Annotated in this window: 19 protein-coding genes and 1 tRNA gene; 9 read left to right on the forward strand and 11 right to left on the reverse strand. The window is 71.3% G+C overall.

Annotated elements, in window-relative coordinates:
* Positions 1 to 455 precede the first annotated feature (455 nt).
* Entirely contained in the window at positions 456 to 635 is a 180-nt protein-coding gene (locus VK923_06465) for a hypothetical protein (protein ID HSJ44307.1), read from the reverse strand.
* A complete protein-coding gene (locus VK923_06470; GenBank protein ID HSJ44308.1) occupies positions 632 to 790 on the reverse strand; it encodes a hypothetical protein in 159 nt (52 codons plus the stop codon). Before VK923_06470 ends, VK923_06465 begins: the two co-directional genes overlap by 4 nt.
* A 1,066-nt stretch (positions 791 to 1,856) precedes the next feature.
* On the opposite strand from VK923_06470, the gene VK923_06475 reads away from it, so the two are divergent.
* Positions 1,857 to 2,348, forward strand: coding sequence for a hypothetical protein (locus tag VK923_06475; protein ID HSJ44309.1), 492 nt, complete (start codon positions 1,857 to 1,859; stop codon positions 2,346 to 2,348).
* 382 nt (positions 2,349 to 2,730) lie between these two features.
* Here VK923_06475 and VK923_06480 read toward each other — a convergent pair whose 3' ends face one another.
* Positions 2,731 to 2,952, reverse strand: a complete 222-nt coding sequence (locus VK923_06480) for a hypothetical protein (GenBank protein ID HSJ44310.1) — start codon at positions 2,950 to 2,952, stop codon at positions 2,731 to 2,733.
* A 145-nt stretch (positions 2,953 to 3,097) separates the two neighbouring features.
* Entirely contained in the window at positions 3,098 to 3,331 is a 234-nt protein-coding gene (locus tag VK923_06485; protein HSJ44311.1) for a hypothetical protein, read from the reverse strand.
* A 207-nt stretch (positions 3,332 to 3,538) separates the two neighbouring features.
* Here VK923_06485 and VK923_06490 point away from each other — a divergent pair.
* The 7 genes from VK923_06490 (at position 3,539) to VK923_06520 (ending at position 10,387) form a co-directional block, all read left to right on the forward strand.
* Positions 3,539 to 3,617: transfer RNA gene (locus VK923_06490), tRNA-Leu, on the forward strand.
* A 340-nt stretch (positions 3,618 to 3,957) separates the two neighbouring features.
* Positions 3,958 to 4,986 carry a 3-oxoacyl-ACP synthase III gene (locus VK923_06495; protein ID HSJ44312.1) on the forward strand — a complete coding sequence of 343 codons (1,029 nt, stop codon included), beginning with the start codon at positions 3,958 to 3,960 and terminating at the stop codon, positions 4,984 to 4,986.
* Between the two features lie 34 nt (positions 4,987 to 5,020).
* Complete coding sequence (locus VK923_06500; GenBank protein ID HSJ44313.1) at positions 5,021 to 5,935, forward strand: alpha/beta fold hydrolase; 915 nt, start codon at positions 5,021 to 5,023, stop codon at positions 5,933 to 5,935.
* Positions 5,932 to 7,665 (forward strand): fatty acid CoA ligase family protein, encoded by a 1,734-nt coding sequence (locus VK923_06505; protein HSJ44314.1) that lies wholly within the window; start codon positions 5,932 to 5,934, stop codon positions 7,663 to 7,665. The genes VK923_06500 and VK923_06505 overlap by 4 nt, the downstream gene beginning before the upstream one ends.
* Positions 7,662 to 8,702: an NAD-dependent epimerase/dehydratase family protein gene (locus VK923_06510; GenBank protein HSJ44315.1), complete on the forward strand. Its 1,041-nt coding sequence runs from the start codon at positions 7,662 to 7,664 to the stop codon at positions 8,700 to 8,702. The genes VK923_06505 and VK923_06510 overlap by 4 nt, the downstream gene beginning before the upstream one ends.
* Positions 8,703 to 8,711: 9 nt before the next feature.
* Positions 8,712 to 8,900, forward strand: coding sequence for a hypothetical protein (locus VK923_06515; protein HSJ44316.1), 189 nt, complete (start codon positions 8,712 to 8,714; stop codon positions 8,898 to 8,900).
* 14 nt (positions 8,901 to 8,914) lie between these two features.
* On the forward strand, positions 8,915 to 10,387 hold the full coding sequence (locus tag VK923_06520) for an aldehyde dehydrogenase family protein (GenBank protein ID HSJ44317.1): 1,473 nt from the start codon (positions 8,915 to 8,917) through the stop codon (positions 10,385 to 10,387).
* Here the strand turns inward: VK923_06520 and VK923_06525 are convergent.
* The 5 genes from VK923_06525 to VK923_06545 form a co-directional block, all read right to left on the reverse strand.
* On the reverse strand, positions 10,381 to 11,109 hold the full coding sequence (locus VK923_06525; GenBank protein ID HSJ44318.1) for a GAF and ANTAR domain-containing protein: 729 nt from the start codon (positions 11,107 to 11,109) through the stop codon (positions 10,381 to 10,383). The two genes, VK923_06520 and VK923_06525, sit on opposite strands and share 7 nt — an antisense overlap.
* A 76-nt stretch (positions 11,110 to 11,185) precedes the next feature.
* Positions 11,186 to 12,709, reverse strand: coding sequence for an ABC transporter ATP-binding protein (locus VK923_06530; GenBank protein HSJ44319.1), 1,524 nt, complete (start codon positions 12,707 to 12,709; stop codon positions 11,186 to 11,188).
* 332 nt (positions 12,710 to 13,041) lie between these two features.
* Positions 13,042 to 14,292, reverse strand: a complete 1,251-nt coding sequence (locus tag VK923_06535) for a DUF6596 domain-containing protein (protein HSJ44320.1) — start codon at positions 14,290 to 14,292, stop codon at positions 13,042 to 13,044.
* Between the two features lie 64 nt (positions 14,293 to 14,356).
* A complete protein-coding gene (locus VK923_06540; protein ID HSJ44321.1) occupies positions 14,357 to 14,713 on the reverse strand; it encodes a YciI family protein in 357 nt (118 codons plus the stop codon).
* 177 nt (positions 14,714 to 14,890) lie between these two features.
* The gene (locus tag VK923_06545; protein ID HSJ44322.1) at positions 14,891 to 15,940 is read right to left on the reverse strand and encodes a homogentisate phytyltransferase; all 1,050 of its coding nucleotides are present in this window, start codon (positions 15,938 to 15,940) and stop codon (positions 14,891 to 14,893) included.
* Between VK923_06545 and VK923_06550 the strand changes: the two genes are divergently transcribed.
* Positions 15,855 to 16,844, forward strand: coding sequence for an NDP-sugar synthase (locus tag VK923_06550; protein ID HSJ44323.1), 990 nt, complete (start codon positions 15,855 to 15,857; stop codon positions 16,842 to 16,844). The genes VK923_06545 and VK923_06550 overlap by 86 nt on opposite strands.
* A gap of 6 nt (positions 16,845 to 16,850) precedes the next feature.
* Here the strand turns inward: VK923_06550 and der are convergent, their stop codons facing one another.
* Together der and cmk are read right to left on the reverse strand one after the other, a co-directional pair.
* Positions 16,851 to 18,230 carry a ribosome biogenesis GTPase Der gene (gene der, locus VK923_06555; protein HSJ44324.1) on the reverse strand — a complete coding sequence of 460 codons (1,380 nt, stop codon included), beginning with the start codon at positions 18,228 to 18,230 and terminating at the stop codon, positions 16,851 to 16,853.
* Positions 18,223 to 18,861: a (d)CMP kinase gene (gene cmk, locus VK923_06560; protein HSJ44325.1), complete on the reverse strand. Its 639-nt coding sequence runs from the start codon at positions 18,859 to 18,861 to the stop codon at positions 18,223 to 18,225. The genes der and cmk overlap by 8 nt, the downstream gene beginning before the upstream one ends.
* Positions 18,862 to 18,986 lie beyond the last annotated feature (125 nt).

Raw genomic sequence — 18,986 nt, forward strand, 5'->3', positions numbered from 1 at the left:
GCAGTAGACGCGGTTCGCATGCGTCGTCGATCCGATCGTCGCACCGCACGTCGGGCACCGGCGAACCCCGGGCGGGTCGACGCCGCCGGCGGCGCGGATGGTGCACATCCACGAGCATCGTTTCGCTGTCGGCGGACGTCCAGGTGGCATGACGCCGCCGCAGTACGCACACCGCCCCCGGTTGTTGCGAGTGTGCTGCCCCGGTACGCGTCATCGTGCCAACCATCCATCTTCCGGGATGGATTGAACCCGCCGACCGAGTGCTAGCCGCGCGGGCTCAGGACCCGGCAAGCTACCCGACCCTGCGTCCATCGCGACACCGGCCGGCCTCAAAACGCTTCGCATGCGCTGCGTTCCGTCAGGTCATGAGATCGACGGCCACCGCAAACGCGACGATGAACCCACACCCCATGCGGTGGTGCGCGGCCACCGGCCGACGAACTCGACGAGGCGGGTCACGCCGGCGCGGCCCACGGTTCGACCATCACCAGCAGCCGCCACCTCCGGGCGTCGCGGTCGACGACGACCAGCGGCACCCGATCCGGGTACGAGGAGTGCCCGAGGTGGACGTCGACGATGTCGTGTTCCTCGGCCAACGATCTGATCACCAACTCCACGAGCCCTTCGACCGTCACCGGCCGTCACCGGCGGTCACGACGGCGCGGATCGCGGTGAGCGCGGCATCGGGGCGGTGCAACTCGTTGCGGTACCAGTCGCGTTCCCCGGGCAGGTAGGCCGGGCTGTCGTCGTCGGTCTCGTCGTGGTCTGGTGTGCGTGGTTCAACGTTCATGCTGTGATCTTCCTTGTGCAGATCGTGGCCAGGACCGGGGCCGGCTTCATCGGCGCCCGGTCACTTTGCTCGGCCTGGCGGTCGGCGGACGTCCCGGTGGCATGATGTCGCCGCAGTACGCGCACCGCCGCGGCTGTCGCGAGTGTGTGGCCCCGGTACGCGTCATCGTGCTAGCGATCCATGTTCGGAATGGATTGAACCCGCCGACCGGGTGGCAGTCGCGCGGGCTCAGGACCCGACAAGCTACCCGACGGTGCGTCCATCGCGACACCGGCCGGCCGGACAGTGCGTGAGCCCCCACTGGTCGCCTTCGGCGCGGCTGATCGCGGCGCACCGTCGCGGCGCATTTGCATAGCTCGGTCTTGGACAACCGCGAGTTTCGGAGAGTTTCAGGCCCTTCGCGACGCAACCACGACCGGACCACCCCGATCACCCAGGTTCCTAACTTCGAAAACCCGCATTTCTGGGACCTGCGACCCGGTATTGCGGCGCCGATGGACCCGACACGAATGGCCCCATGGTCTCGGACACCCACCATCCCTGGTCAGCGGTTTGGCGCACTGGAAACGCTGGCGGTCGGGTGAAGTCCCACCTCAACCTGGACCCGTTGGTAGATGGAAATGCTGTTGTATGCCGCACTGGTCTCCCGGCCGATCTCTGACGCATCCGCGTCCGACGGGCGACGACCCGCCGCTTGGGAGAACACGGAAGTCGGCCGATCGGCTCGCCAACACCGGCCCGGACGCCACGTGCCGAACGGCACTGGTGATACAGCGCGCCGGATGCGAACGTAAGTTCACGTCCTAACGCTGAGCCGGTGCAAACCATCAGCCTCCGGGCCTTGTGCCGGCGAGGGGGGTGGTCAGCAATGGTAATCGCCCTGCGGGTCATCGCGATAGTCGCCTGCTGCGTCTTGTGCGGCTGGGGCATCGCGACGGCGGTACGTCGGTCCAAAGAGCGCCGCGCTCGCGCAGCGATCCACCAATAGCCCAAGAGCATCGCGGGCCGCTGTCTCGCGCGGCCCGGATGCGCCTTGGAGCAGACACCCGAGGAAGGTGAGATAATAATGAGCACACCCCTGAGAGATCCGCCAATCGAGGACCAACGCTCGAGCCGCACAGCGGGCGAGCTGGCAGCCTCGACTCCGCATCACCCGTGGCGTCACTTCATGCGGCACCTTCTCGAGATGACCGCCGTGATGGTCGTCGGGATGTTCGCGGCAGCGTTCGTCTTGATGGTTGTCCTCAACCTGGCCATCGACGAGATCACCTGGGAACAGGCACTGGTCTACTATCCCGTCCACGCGTTGCTTGCGGTCGCCATCGGCATGAGCGTGCCGATGGTCCCGTGGATGCGACGCCGCGGGCATAGCCGCAGAAGCGCGTACGAAATGGCGGCGGTCATGGCTGTTCCTGTGATCCCGTTCGTCTGTCTGGCCTTGTTCGACGTGGTCAAGGGGGCACAGTGCGGGCTGTACTGCATCATCGGCTTCCTCGCCATGCCGGCCCTGATGTTCTACCGACGAGGTGAATACGGACTAGCCGCGTCGCCTGCGTAACGCCTCCGATTCCGCTGCATGTCGCTGAGGTCTGGCTGGCAGCCTGACCGCGAGAAGCCTCAGGCGTGCAGATGCCCTTCCACCCGCCGAAAGTCTGTCAACAGCGAGATCCCCGTCAGCCAACGACGAGGGGTCCGCTCATGACATCAGCAGGTGCAGGACAACGTGTCCAGGAGTGCCCGTGAACATACGGTTCGTCAACAGCGTCGACGGGCGTCGCCGCGAAGGTCTCCGCCCACCACAAGAGGCCGTCCGGTAGGTTCACCGTCACGTCCCGACGTGACACGCGTGGACCCCGCCGCCCGTCCCCACCGACGGGGTCCACGAGTCCGTAGAACGCCGTCTCAGGGCGTTTCGAGACACCTCACGCGCGTCTTGCGCCTCAAATGTGACAGTGTCCCATTTGCTGAGTGGTGTGTTCGAGTGCGGCGACGCGGTCCGCCAGCACACGCAACCGCACCATCACCTCCGCCTTGTCACCCGCCTCCGCGGCGTCCAACCCGGCGACCGTGTCCCCGAGATCGTCAAGACGTTCGACAATCTCGGTCATGTCGACCTCGACGCGTACCAACGCCCGCAACGGTGCGGGATCGTGGTCGGTCACGCCGCGCAGCATGCCGTCGCTGGGAACTTGAGCACGTAGGCGTCGCCGTCCACCCGCTCGGCTAGCTCGTCAGGCGAGTACAGCCATCCGGTGTGCGGTGACCAGCCGTGCGCGCCTTGCGGTGCTCTGAGCGGTTCCGCGGCGTTCATGCGACCGGCCGACCGTCGAGGATCTCGTCGATCGTGTTCATCTCGGCCTCGAGCACGTCGACGTCTCTCGGGTCGTCCGCCTGCTGCAGGTGCAACAGCAGCCGGCTGAGCGTGCCTATGAGGCGGCTGCGGCGTTCGACCGCGGCGCCCTCGTCGTCGACGCGGGTCATCAACCGGTTGATCTCGGTCTCGTCGAGCATGCGTTCGTGGTTCTGTGTTTGACTTGCCATGTCCACACCTCCGTAGTGTGGGCCGGCCCCGGGTCTGGTCCTGCATGCGCCGGGGCGCTGATCTGTGCGCGTTGACAGGACGGCGGGCGGAGGGCCGCGGACGCGTCGAGCTACCCGTGTGCTACCGGGCGCGTGACGACAGACGGGTACAGCGGGTACCGGGTTACACCGGTGTGACCATGAACGCGCTGGTCAGCCGCTCAGGTAGGGATAATTGGTGAACGGCGGGGACGGTCGGGACCGGTCTGGGGGACCGGAGATCCCCGGTTCAAATCCGGGCATCCCGACCCACCCCCGCCAGCGGCAGCGACCGCCGGCACGCGGGGCCCCGCCCCATCCGTCCGCGCGGTGCGGACCGCTGCCCGCGCTCAGGTCCCCGCCGTGCCGCTCGTGAGCGGTGACTCCGACGCCGCGGGTCACGGGCAGCCCGAGGACCGACGACGGCCACCGCGCAGGGGACGCCCGCTGACCGCGCAGGGGACGCCCGCTGACCGCGGAACGTGACGACGTCACCGCGGGTCTGCGGCACGCGCCTCGGGCAGGCGCGTCACGCGTCACACGCATCACGTGGCACATACCATCTGTGGTTGGTGGACACCGCGTCCACAGGCAGCGAAGGATGATGTGTGGCCCGTTCCCAGCAGTTCTCCAACGTTGTCGTCGCAGGCGTGGCCCACGTCGACGCACCACACGTCATCACCAGCGAGGACATCGAATCCCGCCTGGCGGAGACCATGACGAGGCTCCGCATGCCGGCGGGCACGCTGACGGGGCTCGCGGGCATCAACGCGCGCCGCTACTGGGACGAGGGCACGAAGCCGAGCGACGCGGCCGCGATGGCCGGGGGCAAGCTCCTGGCCGACATCGGGATCGACCGCCGGGACATCGGCGCGGTGATCAACACCAGCGTGGACCGCGACTGGCTCGAACCGTCGACGGCGTGCATCGTCCACCACAAGCTCGGGCTGCCTGCGGAGGCGCTCAACTTCGACGTCGGTAACGCCTGCCTCGGGTTCATCAACGGCATGGCGCTGACGGCCGCGATGATCGAGCGGGGCGACATCGACCATGGCATCGTCGTCGACGGCGAGAGCGCCCGCTTCGTCGTCGAGTCGACCATCGCCCGTCTGGCAGACCCGTCCTGCGACCGCGACCTGTTTCGCGCGTCGTACGCGACCTTGACGTTGGGCTCCGGCGCAGCCGCCATGCTGCTGTCGCGGCAGGACCTGGCCGAGGACGGCCATCCGTTCCGAGGCGTCGTCTCGCGCGCCGCGACCGAGCACCACGAGCTGTGCCAGGGTCAGCCGGACGACATGCGCACCGATGCCACGGGCCTGCTGACCGCGGGGCTCGCGCTGGCGAAGGACACCTGGCAGGACGCGGTCGACGTCTTCGGATGGGACACCGGCACGCTCGACGCCGCGTTCATCCACCAGGTGAGCCGCGCACACACGCGTTCGGTGACCGCCGCGCTGAGTCTGCGGCAGGACCGCATCCCGCTGCTGTATCCGTCGTACGGCAACATCGGACCCGCCGGGCTGATCATCACGTGGTCCAAGGAGGCCGACGCCGGTCGCCTGACGCCGGGTGACCGCCTTGGGCTGCTGGGGATCGGCAGCGGCCTGAACTGCGCGATGGCCGAGGTGCTGTGGTGAGCCGACGTGGTGGGGACGTCCGACCGGACCGCCAATGACCTCAGCTGCAGCCGGCGACGATCTGGCGCTGCCCGCGTCGCGGGTCTACGCCACGGCGGACGGCATGCTGCGCTACGTCGACGAGGGCACTGGGCCGGCGGTCGTGTGCGTCCACGGCAACCCCACCTGGTCGTTCCACTACCGCAGGCTGTTACGCGCGCTGTCCACCGACCACCGGGTCATCGTCCCCGACCACCTCGGCATGGGTCGGTCCGACATGCCGTCCGAGCGTCACTACGGGTTCGACCTCGCCGCCCGCGTCGCCGACTTCAGCGACCTGATGGACCACGTCGGCGTCGGCATCAGCCGGCCGGCCACCCTGGTGGTCCACGACTGGGGGGGTGCGATCGCGTTGGCGTGGGCGACGCGTCAGCCACACCGGGTCGGACGCCTGGTGGTGCTGAACACCGCGGTGTTCCCGGTGCCCGACCGGCTCCGGTTCCCATGGCTGCTGCGCCCCTTCCGCGTCCCGTGCCTCGGCGAGGTGCTGGTCTGCGGTCTCAACGCCTTCGTCCGCGGCACGTTGTGGATCGGTGCACGCCGGCAGCGCCTGCCGGCGCCGGTGCGCCGCGCCTACCGCGCGCCCTACGACTCCTGGCACCGCAGGACCGCGGTCCTGCGGTTCGTCCGAGACGTGCCGGCGGCACCGCGTGGCCCCACGCATGCGCTGCTGGCCGAGACCGACGCGGAGCTGCACCGGTTGGCCGACCGTCCGACCCTCATCGTCTGGGGCATGCGTGATCCTGTCCTGGGGCCGCCGATCCTCGATGAGTGGCGGCGCCGCCTGCCCGCGGCGGAGGTGCACGCCATCGGCGACGCCGGCCACCTGGTCCTCGAGGACGCACCTGAGACGGTCCCGATGATCGCGGCGTTCCTCGCGCGGACGCGGTGGACGGTCGATCACCCATGACCGCACCCGATCAGGTCCGGCCGGGTGGTGTCGACACCCTGCCCGCACTGCTCGCAGGCCTGGTCACGGCGGCGCACGAGGCACCGGACCGGCGGGCCCTGGTGCTCGCCGACGGCGACACCCTGACCTTCGCCGCGCTGCTGGACCGGGTCACGCGCGCCGCGGCCGGCCTGGCGACCCACGGCATCCGACGGGGCATGCGCACGGTGCTGTTGACACCACCCGGGCCGGACTTCGTCGTGGCGGCCTTCGCCCTGCTGGCCCGCGGCGCGGTGCCCGTGCTCATCGACCCGGGCATCGGCGTCCGCCGCATCGGGGCCGCCCTGCACGAGATCGCGGCGGAGGCGTTCGTCGGCTCCGATCGCGCGCACCTCGCCCGGCGTGTGCTCCGGTGGGCGCCCACAGCGCGACACCTCGTCGTGACCGCGTCGACACGTGCGCCGCGCCTGGTCGGCGGAGCCGGCGCGGCGAGCCTGGTGCAGCTGGAACGGCGTGCCCGGACGCCCGGTGACCACATGGCATGGACGCCGCAGCGTCCGGACCACGAGGCCGCACTGCTGTTCACGTCCGGATCGACGGGTGCGCCGAAGGCGGTCGTCCACCGGCATCCACACCTGTCCGCGACAATGACGACCCTGCGCACGACGTACGACCTGGAGCCCGGCGAGGTCACCATCGCGACGTTCCCGCCGTTCGCGCTGTTCGGACCGGCGCTCGGCCAGACCACGGTGCTGCCCGACATGGACTTCACCCGTCCCGCGGCGGCCGATCCCGATCACCTGCGTGACCTGATCGCCGAGCACCGCGCCGACCTGCTGTTCGCCTCGCCCGCCCTGCTCGCGGCGCTCGCCGCCAACGGCCGGCCCCTGCCGTCGCTGCGCCTGGTCCTGTCCTCGGGTGCACCCGTGCCCGGTCACGTCGTCGACGCCATCACGTCACTGCTGCCTGCGGGGGCGGCGGTCACGACGCCCTACGGCATGACCGAGGTGCTGCCGATCTGCGTGACCGGGGGCGACGAGCTCCGCGCAACCGCGACCCTGCTCGACCCGCCGCGCGGCGTGTGCGTGGGCGCACCGGTGCCGGACACCGATGTGCTGGTGATCGACGTCGACGACCGGCCGGTCGCCAGGATCACCGCCGACGACGGTCTGCCGGACGGATGTGTCGGCGAGCTCGTGGTTCGGGGGCCACAGGTGACCGAGGCGTATGCGGGACGTCCCGGGACGACCGCCCGCGCCAAGACCACGTGGGACGGGCGGACGGCGCATCGCACGGGTGACCTGGCGTGGCTCGACACCGACGGTCGCCTGTGGTTCTGCGGTCGCACGGTCCACCGCGTCCTGACGGCCACCGGCCCGATCGACCCCCTGCCGGTAGAACAGCTCGTGCTCGACCATCCGCAGGTCCAGCGCGCTGCGCTCGTGGGCGTGGCCCGTGCCGGCGCCACGCGCCCGGTGCTCGTCGTGCAGCCCACGACGTCCACGCCGGCGCCGTGGCGGGCCGGCGCACGACGGACGCGCGCCAGGCTGGTCACAGAGCTGCGGGCCAGGCTCGACGCGCACCCGCACGGCGCGGTCGTCGACCGGATACTCCTGCGCCGCCGCATCCCGGTCGACGCGCGCCACAACGCCAAGATCGGCTACGAGCAGCTGGCGCGCTGGGCGACGGCCCGGCTGCACAGCCGCGTCACGTGGGTCGGGCGCCGCGCGTTCGGCGGAGGTCCGTGGTGAGCCGTCGCGTTCTGGTGACCGGCGGCGGCGGCGTGATCGGCGGCGCCGTGGTCCGTGCCCTGCTCGACCGTGGCGACGCGGTGCGGTCGTTCTCGCGGGGCGACTACCCGCGCCTGCGCGCGCGTGGCGTCGAGGTGCATCGTGGCGACCTGGCGGACCTCACCGCCGTCGAGCGTGCGGTTGACGGCTGCGACGCGGTCGTCCACACCGCGGCGAAGGCCGACTTCTCGCTGGATCCCGGGCCGTACGTCGCCACCAACGTCGTGGGCACCGCCAACGTGATCGCAGCCTGCCGTCGGCGCGGTGTGGCCCACCTGGTCCACACCTCGACCCCGAGCGTCGTGTTCGACGGCCGATCGATCGCCGGCGGGGACGAATCGCTGCCGTACCCGGCACGCCATGATGCGCCGTACCCTGCCACCAAGGCACGGGCCGAGCAGCTGGTGCTGGCGGCCAACGGCGACGGGCTGGCGACCGTCGCGCTGCGGCCGCACCTGGTGTGGGGGCCGGGCGACACCCAGTTGACCGCCGAGATCCTGCGGCGGGCCCGCGCCGGTCGCCTGCGCCTGGTGGACCACGGCGCTGCGGTCGTCGACGCCACGTTCATCGACGACGCGGCCGCGGCGCACGTGCTCGCCCTCGACGCGCTCGTCGGTCCGGCCGGACCGGAGCAGCGTCAGGTCGCCGGGCGGGCGCTGTTCATCGGCTCCGACCACCCGCTGCCGATCGCCACGATGGTCAACGGCATCCTGTCCGCCGTCGGCCTGCCTCCCGAGCACCGCAGCGTGCCGTTCGCCGTCGCGTACGCGCTCGGCGCCGTGTGCGAAGCGGTCTGGCGCGCGACCCGGCGGGCGGGGAGGCCGCCGGTGACGCGCCACCTCGCCCGCCAGCAGGCCACCAGCCACTGGTTCGACCTGACCGCCGCGCGCCGCGACCTCGGCTACCGTCCCACCGTGACGCCTGAGGAAGGCTTCGAGCGCCTCGCCGCCTCGCTGCGGTCCTCCGCCGTGGGTGAGCGGGACACTGCTGCGGGGTAGGCAGTCGGCATGGGTGACCCGCCCCCGGTCCTGTTCCCGTGTGTCCACGACGCCGGGCGCTCGCAGATGGCCGCGGGCTGGATGCGTGCGCTCGCCGGGGACGGCGTGCGTGTCCTGTCGGTCGGATCCGAGCCTACCGGCCGGGTCAACCCGCACCGCCATCTGCTCGGTGAGCTCGGCGTCGAGCCTCGCCGGTGACGAAGGAGCAACTGATGGACCGGGACACCCACGACCTGTGGATCGAGGGGCGGGCCGCCGCCGCGAGCACCGACGACCTGCTGACCGTCGACGACCCAGCGACGGGAGAGGCGGTCGGACACGTCCCCGCGTGTGGGGCAGCCGACGTCGACCGAGCGGTCGACGCGGCGCGCCACGCGTTCAACACGTGGCGGTGGCTACCGGCGAACGAGCGCGCCGACATGCTGCACGAGGCCGCGGCACGGACGGCGGCAACGGCCGACATCCTCGTCGACGGGCTGCTGCGCGAGCAGGGCAAGGCGCGTCCGGAGCAGGAGGAGGAGGTCGAGTGGTCCGGCACGACCCTGCGCTACTACGCCGAGCTCGCCCGCAACAACCGCGGCCGCGTCCTGCCCAGCGGCGAGCCGCGCACCCAGCTCAATCTGGTGCTCAAGGAGCCGTACGGGGTCGTCGGTGCGATCATCCCGTGGAACTTCCCGCTGCTGCTGCTCGCGTGGAAGCTGGCGCCGGCGCTCGCGGCAGGCAACACCGTCGTGGTCAAGCCCAGCGAGCTGACCCCGCTGACCACGCTCGAGTGGATCCGCTCGTGCTTCGACCACCTGCCCCCCGGCGTCGTCAACGTCGTGACCGGGAACGGCCCCGACGCGGGCGAGGCCCTGGTCCGCCACCCCGATGTGCCGGTGATCGCCATGACCGGCTCGGTCGCGACGGGTCAGCGCATCGCCGGCGTCGCCGCGCCGATGATGAAGCACACCCACCTCGAGCTGGGCGGCAAGGACGCGTTCGTCGTTGCACCCGACGCCTCGGTGGACGAGTCGGTCGAGGCGCTGGCCTACGCTGCGCTGTTCAACGCCGGGCAGGTCTGCACGTCGGCGGAGCGCATCTACGTGCCCTCCGCGATGCACGACGAGTTCGTCGAGGCGGCCGCTGCGCGGGCCGAGACGATCCGCGTCGGTGACCCGAGAGAGAACGACGTCGACATGGGCCCCATGGCGGCCCAGCAGTTCCGCGACAAGGTGGGCGCGCACATCGACGACGCGGTCGGCCGTGGCGCCACGGTCGTGACCGGTGGCGGGGTGCCGGAGGGCCTGGATCGCGGCTGGTTCTACTCCCCCACCGTCGTGTCGGGCGTCGACCACGACATGGTGATCATGCGCGACGAGACCTTCGGGCCGGTCATGCCGATCATGGCCTACGACCGGATCGACGAGGCGATCGCCTACGTCAACGACAGCACGATGGGGCTCGGCGCCACGCTGCGCTCCAGCGACCCCACGCTGATCAAGCGCTTCTTCGAGGAGGTCAAGGTCGGCACGGTGTGGATCAATGATCCACTGACCGACAACTTCGCCGGTCCGTTCGGCGGGATGAAGCTGACCGGAGGCGGACGCGAGCTCGGTGAGGAGGGCCTGGCGTCGTTCCAGGAGACCAAGCACGTGCACTGGGACCTCAGCGGCGACGTGAAGGACTGGTGGTACCCCTACTGACGGCGAGCGACGCGCAGGTCGTCGACCCGGATCCGGCGTTCGACGACCTCGGTCGCGACCTCCCGGAGCCGCCGGCCGTTGCCGCGCGCGTAGTCACGTAGCATTTCGAACCCCTCCGCGGCGGTCGTCCCACACGTGGCCGCGACGAAGCCCTTGGCCTGCTCGATGATCACACGTGAGTCAAGGGCGCCCTGCAGCTGACGGTTCACCTGCTCGCGCCGCTCGTCGTCGGACCCGTGCATCAGGTAGAGGGTGGACACGTCGGAGAACGCGGCGCCGAGCTCCTCCTGCTGCTCCTCCAGGCCACCCGGCTCCTTGCGGTACAGGTTGAGCGCACCGAACACCTGCTCCTCGTACCGCAGGGGGTAGCTGAAGACCGCCAGCATCCCGGCCTCGACCGCACGCGGGCCGAACTCCGGAAAGCGGTCGTCGTCACGGAGGTCGGTGGCCATGACCCGCTCCGCCCTGCGGTACGCCCACAGGCACGGACCCTCGTCGAGCTCGATCTGCAGGTCCTCGAGGTGCTTGAGCGTCTGGTCCGACGACGACACGAAGCGCAGGTCGCGGTTGTCATCGGCCAGCATCACCCCGGCACCGGCGACCTCGAGCACCTCCGTGAGCTCACCAGCAAGCTCGGTCAGGACCTCGTCGAGGTCGTAGTGGTGCACCAACGTCCTCGCGAAGCGCTGGAGCAGTGAGAACGCCGCAGCATCGTTGACCACGCGTCACCTCTCCTCCGTGGGCTCCTGCAACAGTCCATCATCCCCTCGTGGTCCGCTCAGACACCCTGGTCGCGGCTCATCGCGGCGCCGGGGCCCGCGATCCGGCCCTCCGCGGACGACGACGCGCCTGTCTGGACCCGCCACAGCGCCGCGTAGCGCCCGTCGGCTGCGAGCAACGCGTCATGGGTGCCGGCCTCGACGATGCGACCGTCGTGGAGCACATGGATGCGGTCGGCGTGGCGGATGGTCGACAGACGGTGCGCGATGACGATCGAGGTCCGGTCACAGGCCACCCGTTCGAGCGACGCTGGATGGCCGCCTCGGTCTCGTTGTCCACCGCGCTCGTCGCCTCGTCGAGCACGAACACCGTCGGATCGGTGAGGATCGCACGGGCGATGGACAGGCGCTGACGCTGTCCACCTGACAGCTTCTGCCCGCGCTCCCCGATGACGGTGTCGTACCCCCGCGGCAGCGCGGCGACGAACCCGTCGGCCTCTGCGAGGGCTGCCGACCGCAGCAGTTGGGCGTCGGTGGCGCCCGGTCGGCCGAAGCGCAGGTTCTCGCCGACGGTGCCGTGGAACAGGAACACGTCCTGGCCCACGACACCGATGACGCCCCGCAGCCCGGCGAACGTCAGCGTCCGGATGTCGACGCCGTCGAGCAGCACCCTGCCGCGGTCGGGGTCGTACAGCCGCAGCAGCAGCTTGACGATCGTCGACTTGCCCGCGCCGGTCGCGCCGACGAGCGCGTGGGTCTGCCCGGTCGGCACGTGCAGGTCGAGCCCCGACAGCACGGGTGCGCCGTCGTCATACCCGAAGTCGACCTGTTCGAAGGTCACCTCCCCACGCACCGGTGGCGGCAGGACGTCGGTGCCGGCGACCACGTCGGGCGTCTCCTCGAGCAGGTCCAGGATGCGCCGGGTCGAGGCCATGCCGCGTTGGTACAGGTCGAACGTCTCGCCGAGCCTGGTCAGCGGCCACAGCAGGCGCTGGGTGATGAATACGAGCACCGAGTAGACGCCGACCTCGAGCTGGCCGTCCAGCGCTCGGAGGCCGCCGAGGACGAGGATGGCCGTGAAGCCGGCGAGGATCGCCATGCGGATCAGCGGCACGAATGCACTCGACAGGCGGATGGCGTCGCGGTTGGCTTGGGCGTAGCGCTGCGAGCCCGACGCGATGCGGGCCGACTCGCGCCGCTCGGCGGCGAACGCCTTGATCGTCGCGATGCCCTGCAGGTTGTTCGACAGCGTCGCACTGAGCTCACCGGCACGCTCCCGCACGAGCGCGTAACGCGGCTCCAGCGCGTGCTGGAAGCGGATCGATCCCCAGACGATGACCGGGACGGGGAGGAACGCGAGGAGGGCCAGGTCACCGATGAACACGACGAACGCGGCGCCGACCAGCACGACCGTCGTGAGCAGCTGGAGGATCTCGTTCGCCCCGATGTCGAGAAGCGCTCGAGCTGGTTGACGTCGTCGTTGAGGACCGCGAGCAGGCCGCCCGACTGGCGGTCCTCGAAATAGCGCAGCTCGAGCTCCTGGACGTGCGCGTACGCTTCGAGCCGCAGGTCGTGCTGCACGTCCTGGGCGAGGTTGCGCCACAGCACGCGGAACAGGTACTCGAACAGCGACTCAAGGACCCACACGACCACGGTCACGGCCGCGAGGACCAGCAGCTGGTCCCGTGGCGAGGCGATGCCGAGCCAGGCTCCGAAGAAGGATCCCTCGCCCAGCACCACGATGTCGACCGCGGCGCCGATCAGAAACGGCGGCGCCAGGTCGAAGGTCTTGTTCAGCACGGACGCCGTCGCGGCCGCCATCACACGGCGACGGTACCTGCCGGCGTGGCGCCACAGGCGCGCGAGGGGTCGTGTGCGATCTCGTGAGCTGGACATCGCGCCCAGTCTGAAGGTCGTGAGAGACGACCGCCGCGTCTACGACCCCGCGAGGCGGCGCGCCAGCTCGTCGCGCAGCGGCTCGTTGTCGGTGAGCTCGATCGCAGCCGTCAGAGCCGATCTGGCCGCATCGGCCCGGCCGAGCCGCGTGAGCACCTCGGCCCGGGCGGCATGGAAGTGCGAGAAGCCCGCCAGCTGGGAGGCGAGGCCGTCGATGTCGTCCAGTGCGACGTCCAGGTCGCCGTGCTCCATGCGCGCCACCGCCCGGTTCAGCCGCAACACCGGCTCGGGCGACGTGCCGATGAGGAGGTCGTACCAGCCGATGATGGCCGACCAGTCGGTGTCTGCGTAGGACGCCGCCCGCGCATGCACGGCGGCGATCGCGGCCTGCAGCAGGTACGGTCCGGCGGCACCGTGCGACAGGCCCTCGTCGACGAGGACGAGGCCACGTGCGATCCGCCCGCCATACCACAGCCGGCGGTCCTGCTCGGCGAGCGGTACCGGTCGTCCGTCATGCCAGCGGGCCGGGCCACGGGCAGCGGTCAGCAACAGCAGGGCAAGCAGGCCGGCGTGCTCGCCGTCCTCGGGCATCCGCCGGTGCAGGAGGGTCGCGAGCCGGATCGCCTCGTCCTGCAGCTCGACCCGCTGCAGCCGGGAGCCTGCCGTGGCCGTGTGACCCTCGTTGAAGATCAGGTACACCACCGCCCGCACACCGGCCAGGCGCGGCGGCAGCTCATCGGCGTCCGGTACCGCGTAGGGGATGCCGGCGTCGCGGATCTTGCGCTTGGCCCGGCTGATCCGCTGCCCCATCGTGGGCTCGGACACCAGGAACGCCCGTGCGATCTCCCCGGTCCTGAGCCCGCCGACGACCCTCAGCGTCAGCGCGACCTGCGCCTCCCGTGACAGCGCGGGGTGACAGGCGGTGAACAGCAGGCGCAGCCGTTCGTCGGGGATCGCCTCCGGCTCGCCGTCCGTTGGCTCCTCCGCCTCGCGCACGATCAGCAGCGGTGCCCGGCGTCGTTCGGTGCCGAGCCGGCGCAAGCGGTCGATCGCCCGGCGCCGCGCAACGGCCAGCAGCCAGCCGGCCGGCTCGCGGGGCATCCCGCGCGCCGGCCACTGCTCTGCGGCCGCCGCCATGGCATCACTCAGTGCATCCTCGGCGAGCTCGAACTCCCGCAGCTCCGTCACGAGCACCGACAGAACCCGTGCGTACTCGCCACGGAACGTCTCGGCGAGGCGCCGATGGGCACCGAGCGCCTCGCCGTGGGACGACCGCTGGGCACTGGTCACGCTGCTGCTCGCGGGCTCGCAGCGTTCCCAACGGCCCAGGGACCGCCTGTCGGCGGTCGCACTCCTACGCCTCGGACATGTCGAACTCGATCACCGGCCGCACCTCGACCGCGCCGAAGGTCGGGATCTTCGCCGCCCAGGCGATGGCCGCGTCGAGGTCGTCGACGTCGACCAGGTAGTAGCCGTTGATGACCTCCTTGGTCTCGGCGAAGGGGCCGTCGGTGGTCAGCGTCTCGCCGCCCTGGACCCGCACCGTCGTCGCTGCCGTCGAGTCGGTCAGCGCCCGCCCGTCGACGAAGTCGCCGGACTCCTGCAGCTCGTTGGTGTAGTCGAACCACCGCTGCATGTCCGCCTGCTGGTCCTCCTCGGACCACCCCGCGCGCAGGCCCTCCTCCTCGGCGATGAGCAACAGGTACTTCATGGTGATCACTCCCGTGTGCGTGCGTCCCGCCGGGTGCGGGCCGCCTCGGATGGTGGTCGCGCGACGATGGCCGATTTCGACACCCGCTCCAAGGTTGTTCCGGCGCCGCAGGTCCACCCGGTGCCTGGGGCCTCCAGGCTCCCCGAATTCTGCCCGGGGCGACCGCGTGCCGCTCGCTCAGGCCAACAGTCCCGCTGCCGGGAACACGAGGTACTCGGCGTAGAACAGCGCCCACACCACCAGGTAGAAGCGTGCCACCGACGGGCGGTCGGCCAGGTCCACCCGCAGGCTGGCACCCACCAGGACGGCCAGCGCCGCCACGTGCGCCAGCGCCAGCACGCCGCCGTGCAGGCCCGGCACACCCACGAGCCCGGCCACGATGATGCCGCCGTACGCGAACGCCAGCACCACCAACCCGAGCGTCAGCACGCGGCGGGGACCCAGGCGCAGCGTCAGCGTGCTGACCCGGAAGCGGCGGTCGCCGTCCATGTCGGGGATGTCCTTGAACCAGGCGATCGCCAAGCTCAGCGCCAGCACGATCGCGGTCAGTGCGACGATGACCGGCGGCAGGTCCGCGGGCGCCCCGGCGACCGTGACGAAGTGCACGAACAGCAGCAGGTTGACGACCAGCCCGCGCACTCCCGCGATCGACAACGCCGCCCACAGCGCGAAGCGCTTCAGCCGCAGGGGCGGCAGCGAGTAGACGGCGCCAACCGCGACGCCGAGCAGGAACGCCCCCAGCGCCCACGGCCCGGCGACCAGGCCGAGGCCGACCGCCAGCGCCAGCGACGCCCACACCAGCCGCCGGGCTGTCCGCATCGACAGCGCGCCGGAGGCGATCGGCAGCCACGGCTTGTTGACGCGGTCGATCTCGACGTCGGTCACCTGGTTGAGCCCGACGATGAACACGTTGGTTGCGACGCTGCCGACGAGCACGGCGAGCACCTGGCCCGCGCCGGGTGAGATCCCGGTCTGCAGTGACGCGAGCACCGCGATCGCCACCACCGAGAGGGTGGTGCCGATGATCGTGTGCGGGCGGCTGAACGCCAGGAGGGTTCCCAAGACCGGGACCATCCTGCCGCGCGCTGCCACCGCGCACACGATGCGGAGCTCGTCCCCGCCGTCCGTTACGGTGGGGCCGATGCGAGCAGTCATCCTGGCGGGCGGCGGCGGCACGCGCCTCCGTCCCCTCACCAACACCACCCCCAAGCCCATGCTCGAGTTCATGGGCCGGCCCTACGCGATCGGCCTGCTGCGCCGGCTGGCCGACGTCGGCGTCGACCACCTCGACCTCTTGGTCGGCCAGGCGACCGACGCCTTCGCGCCGCTGGTCGAGGCCGGTCGCGGCCTCGGTGTCGCCGTCGACGTCCTGACCGAGGAACGGCCACTGGACACCGCCGGTGCCGCTCGCCGACTGCTGCGGGGCGCAGGTGAGGCCGACGTCATCGTGTGCAACGGCGACGTGCTGACCGACCTCGACTACGCGGACCTCGTCAAGCACCACCGCGAGGCCGGCGCCGTCGCGACGATCGCCCTGACGCGGGTGGAGGACACCTCGAGCTTCGGCGTGATCGAACGCGACGATGACGGGCGCATCCGGGCGTTCATCGAGAAGCCCCCACCGGGCACGACCGACGTCGACACCGTCAACGCGGGCACCTACGTGCTCGACGCCGCGGCGTTCGACCCGTTCCCCGGCGACGGCCCGCTGTCGTTCGAGCGCGATGTCTTCCCCGGGCTGCTGCGTGCCGGCGCGCTGCTCCGCGGCGTGGCGTACGACGTCCACTGGCAGGACCTCGGCACACCGCAGCGGTTCCGTGACGGCCACCGGGCGGTGCTCGAGCGCCGTTGCGCCTGGCCCGTGCCGGCCGCGCTCGAATGGAGGGCGGACGGTGTCGCGGTGCACCGCACGGCGACCGTCGACGCCGACGCGACGCTGATCGCCCCGGTCGTCGTGGGTCCCGGCGCGACCGTCGGACGCGACGCGCTCCTGGCAGGCGCCATCGTGCTGGCGGGCGTCCGCATCGGCGACGGCGCCACGGTCACCGACAGCATCGTCGGGCCGGGGACCCGGATCGCCGGCGGTGTCGAGGTCGGCCCCCGCGCCGTGCTGGTCGCCGACGGGGTCTGATCGGGGTCAGGCGCGCCGGTCGCGGCGCTCGCGCACCCGGATGCCGACCCGCAGCGGCGTGCCGATGAACCCGTAGGCCTCGCGCAGGCTGCGCTCGAGGTACCGCTCGTACGACGGCGGCACCGGCCCGTTGCTGAAGATGCGGAACGTCGGTGGTCCGACCTCGACCTGGGTGGCGTAGCGCAGGCGGATCGTGCGCCCGTGGACCATCGGCGGAGCGGTCGCGGCGGTCGCGTCGGCGAGCCAGCGGTTCAGCGGACCGGTGGGGATGCGCCGGGACCACTGCCCGTGCACCTGGTCGATCACCGAACCCAGCGGTCGCAGGCCCCGACCGGTGTGGGCGGAGGTCCGCAGCAGCGGGGCGAACGCGGTGAAGCCGAGCAGGCGGTCGAGCTCGCGGTCGATGCGCTCCCGGCGTTCCTCGTCGACGGCGTCCCACTTGTTGAGCATGAGCACCAGGCCGCGACCGGCGTCGATCACCTGCCGGGCGAGGCGTTGGTCCTGCTCGCCGATCGGCTCGCTGGCGTCGGTGATCAGCAGCGCCACCTGGGCGCGGTGCAGGGCGTCGACGGTGCGCACGGTGCTGTAGTACTCGGTGGCGTCGCCGTGTCGCGCCCGGCGTCGCAGTCCCGCGGTGTCGACGAAGCGATAGGTGGTGCTGCCGCCCCGCAGGCGCAGCACGGTGTCGATGGCGTCCCGGGTGGTGCCTGGGCGGGCGTCGACGATCACCCGCTCCTCGCCCGCCAGCCGGTTGAACAGCGACGACTTGCCGACGTTGGGCCGACCCAGCAGGACCACGCTGACCTCGGCGGGCTCCGGCGCCCGCTCGCGCGCCGGCGCGCCGGACAGGTGGTCGAAGATCGCATCCAGCAGGTCGCCCGAGCCGCGGCCGTGCAGTGCGCTGACCGGTTGCGGCTCACCCATGCCGAGCGCGTACAGCTCCGCGAGCTGAGCCTGTATCGCCGCCGGGTTGCCCAGCTCATCGGCCTTGTTCGCGACCAGCAGGACGGGCGCGTCGACGTTGCGCAGCCACCGCGCCACCATGGCGTCGTCCTCGGTGACGCCCACCGTCAGGTCGACGACGAACAGCACCACATCGGCGTCGGTCGATGCGATCTCGGCCTGCGCGGCGACCAGCGAGTCCAGGCGGTCGGCGCGCTCGCCGGACGCGATCCACCCGCCGGTGTCCACCAGCGTGACCGGACGGCCCGACCAGGTCGTGGCGTGCTCGGTGCGGTCGCGGGTGACGCCCGGCTTCTGCTCGGTGATGGCCGCGCGCCGGCCGATCAGGCGGTTGACCAGCGTCGACTTGCCCACGTTGGGGCGCCCGACCACCGCGACGACGGGGACGGAGGCGGTCGTCGGTGGCGCGGTCGACTCAGCCATGGCGGTGCAGCAGCGCGACGACGCGGTCGACGACCGCGACGATGCCCAGGTCGCCGGTGTCGATCTCGACGGCGTCGCCCGCCCGGTAGGTGTTGTCCCGGTCGGCCTGGTCGCGCGACGCCAGACGATCGCCGATCTGGCTGATCTGCGCGGCGTCGGCGGTGCCCTGCTGCGCCGCACGGCGGGCGGCGCGCACCGGTGCGGGTGCGGTCAGCCACACCTTCAGCGTGGCGTCGGGCACGACGACCGTCGCGGCGTCACGACCCTCGACCACCGCCCCACGAGCGCCGGCCGCCGCCCGTTGCAGCTCGACCAGGTGCGCCCGCACCCGTGGGTGGGCGGCGATAGCCGACACGTCGGCGTCGACCGCCGCCGTGCGGATGGCGTCCTCGACGTCGCTACCGTTGAGCAGGGTGCGGTCGTCCTTGCGCTCCACGTGCGAGCGGGCGAGGACGGCGAGCACCGCCGCTTCGTCGGTCGGGTCCTCGTCGGCGCGCAGCACCGCCAGCGTCGCCGCCCGGTAGTACGCGCCGGTGTCGACGTGCGGGATGGCGAGCCGCTCGGCCAGCGCCCGTGCGATCGTCGACTTGCCGGACCCCGCGGGACCGTCGATCGCGATCACCGTGCTCACCTGCGCTCACCACTCTCGCGTGGGACCTCCCACCGGCCGCCCAGGTCCCGCAGATCGTCCCAGAACGCCGGGTATGTCTTGGCGACGCAGCCGGGGTCGTCGATGGTCACGTTCGGCAACCGGCT

The sequence above is a fragment of the Euzebyales bacterium genome (genome assembly GCA_035461305.1).
Classification (GTDB): Bacteria; Actinomycetota; Nitriliruptoria; order Euzebyales; family JAHELV01; genus JAHELV01.

Coding starts and splice junctions, on each gene's coding strand:
- VK923_06470 (HSJ44308.1), bottom strand. CDS start 790: ATGAACGTTGAACCACGCACACCAGACCACGACGAGACCGACGACGAC.
- VK923_06475 (HSJ44309.1), top strand. CDS start 1,857: ATGAGCACACCCCTGAGAGATCCGCCAATCGAGGACCAACGCTCGAGC.
- VK923_06485 (HSJ44311.1), bottom strand. CDS start 3,331: ATGGCAAGTCAAACACAGAACCACGAACGCATGCTCGACGAGACCGAG.
- VK923_06500 (HSJ44313.1), top strand. CDS start 5,021: ATGACCTCAGCTGCAGCCGGCGACGATCTGGCGCTGCCCGCGTCGCGG.
- VK923_06505 (HSJ44314.1), top strand. CDS start 5,932: ATGACCGCACCCGATCAGGTCCGGCCGGGTGGTGTCGACACCCTGCCC.
- VK923_06515 (HSJ44316.1), top strand. CDS start 8,712: ATGGGTGACCCGCCCCCGGTCCTGTTCCCGTGTGTCCACGACGCCGGG.
- VK923_06520 (HSJ44317.1), top strand. CDS start 8,915: ATGGACCGGGACACCCACGACCTGTGGATCGAGGGGCGGGCCGCCGCC.
- VK923_06540 (HSJ44321.1), bottom strand. CDS start 14,713: ATGAAGTACCTGTTGCTCATCGCCGAGGAGGAGGGCCTGCGCGCGGGG.
- VK923_06550 (HSJ44323.1), top strand. CDS start 15,855: ATGCGAGCAGTCATCCTGGCGGGCGGCGGCGGCACGCGCCTCCGTCCC.
- VK923_06545 (HSJ44322.1), bottom strand. CDS start 15,940: ATGAACTCGAGCATGGGCTTGGGGGTGGTGTTGGTGAGGGGACGGAGG.
- der (HSJ44324.1), bottom strand. CDS start 18,230: ATGGCTGAGTCGACCGCGCCACCGACGACCGCCTCCGTCCCCGTCGTC.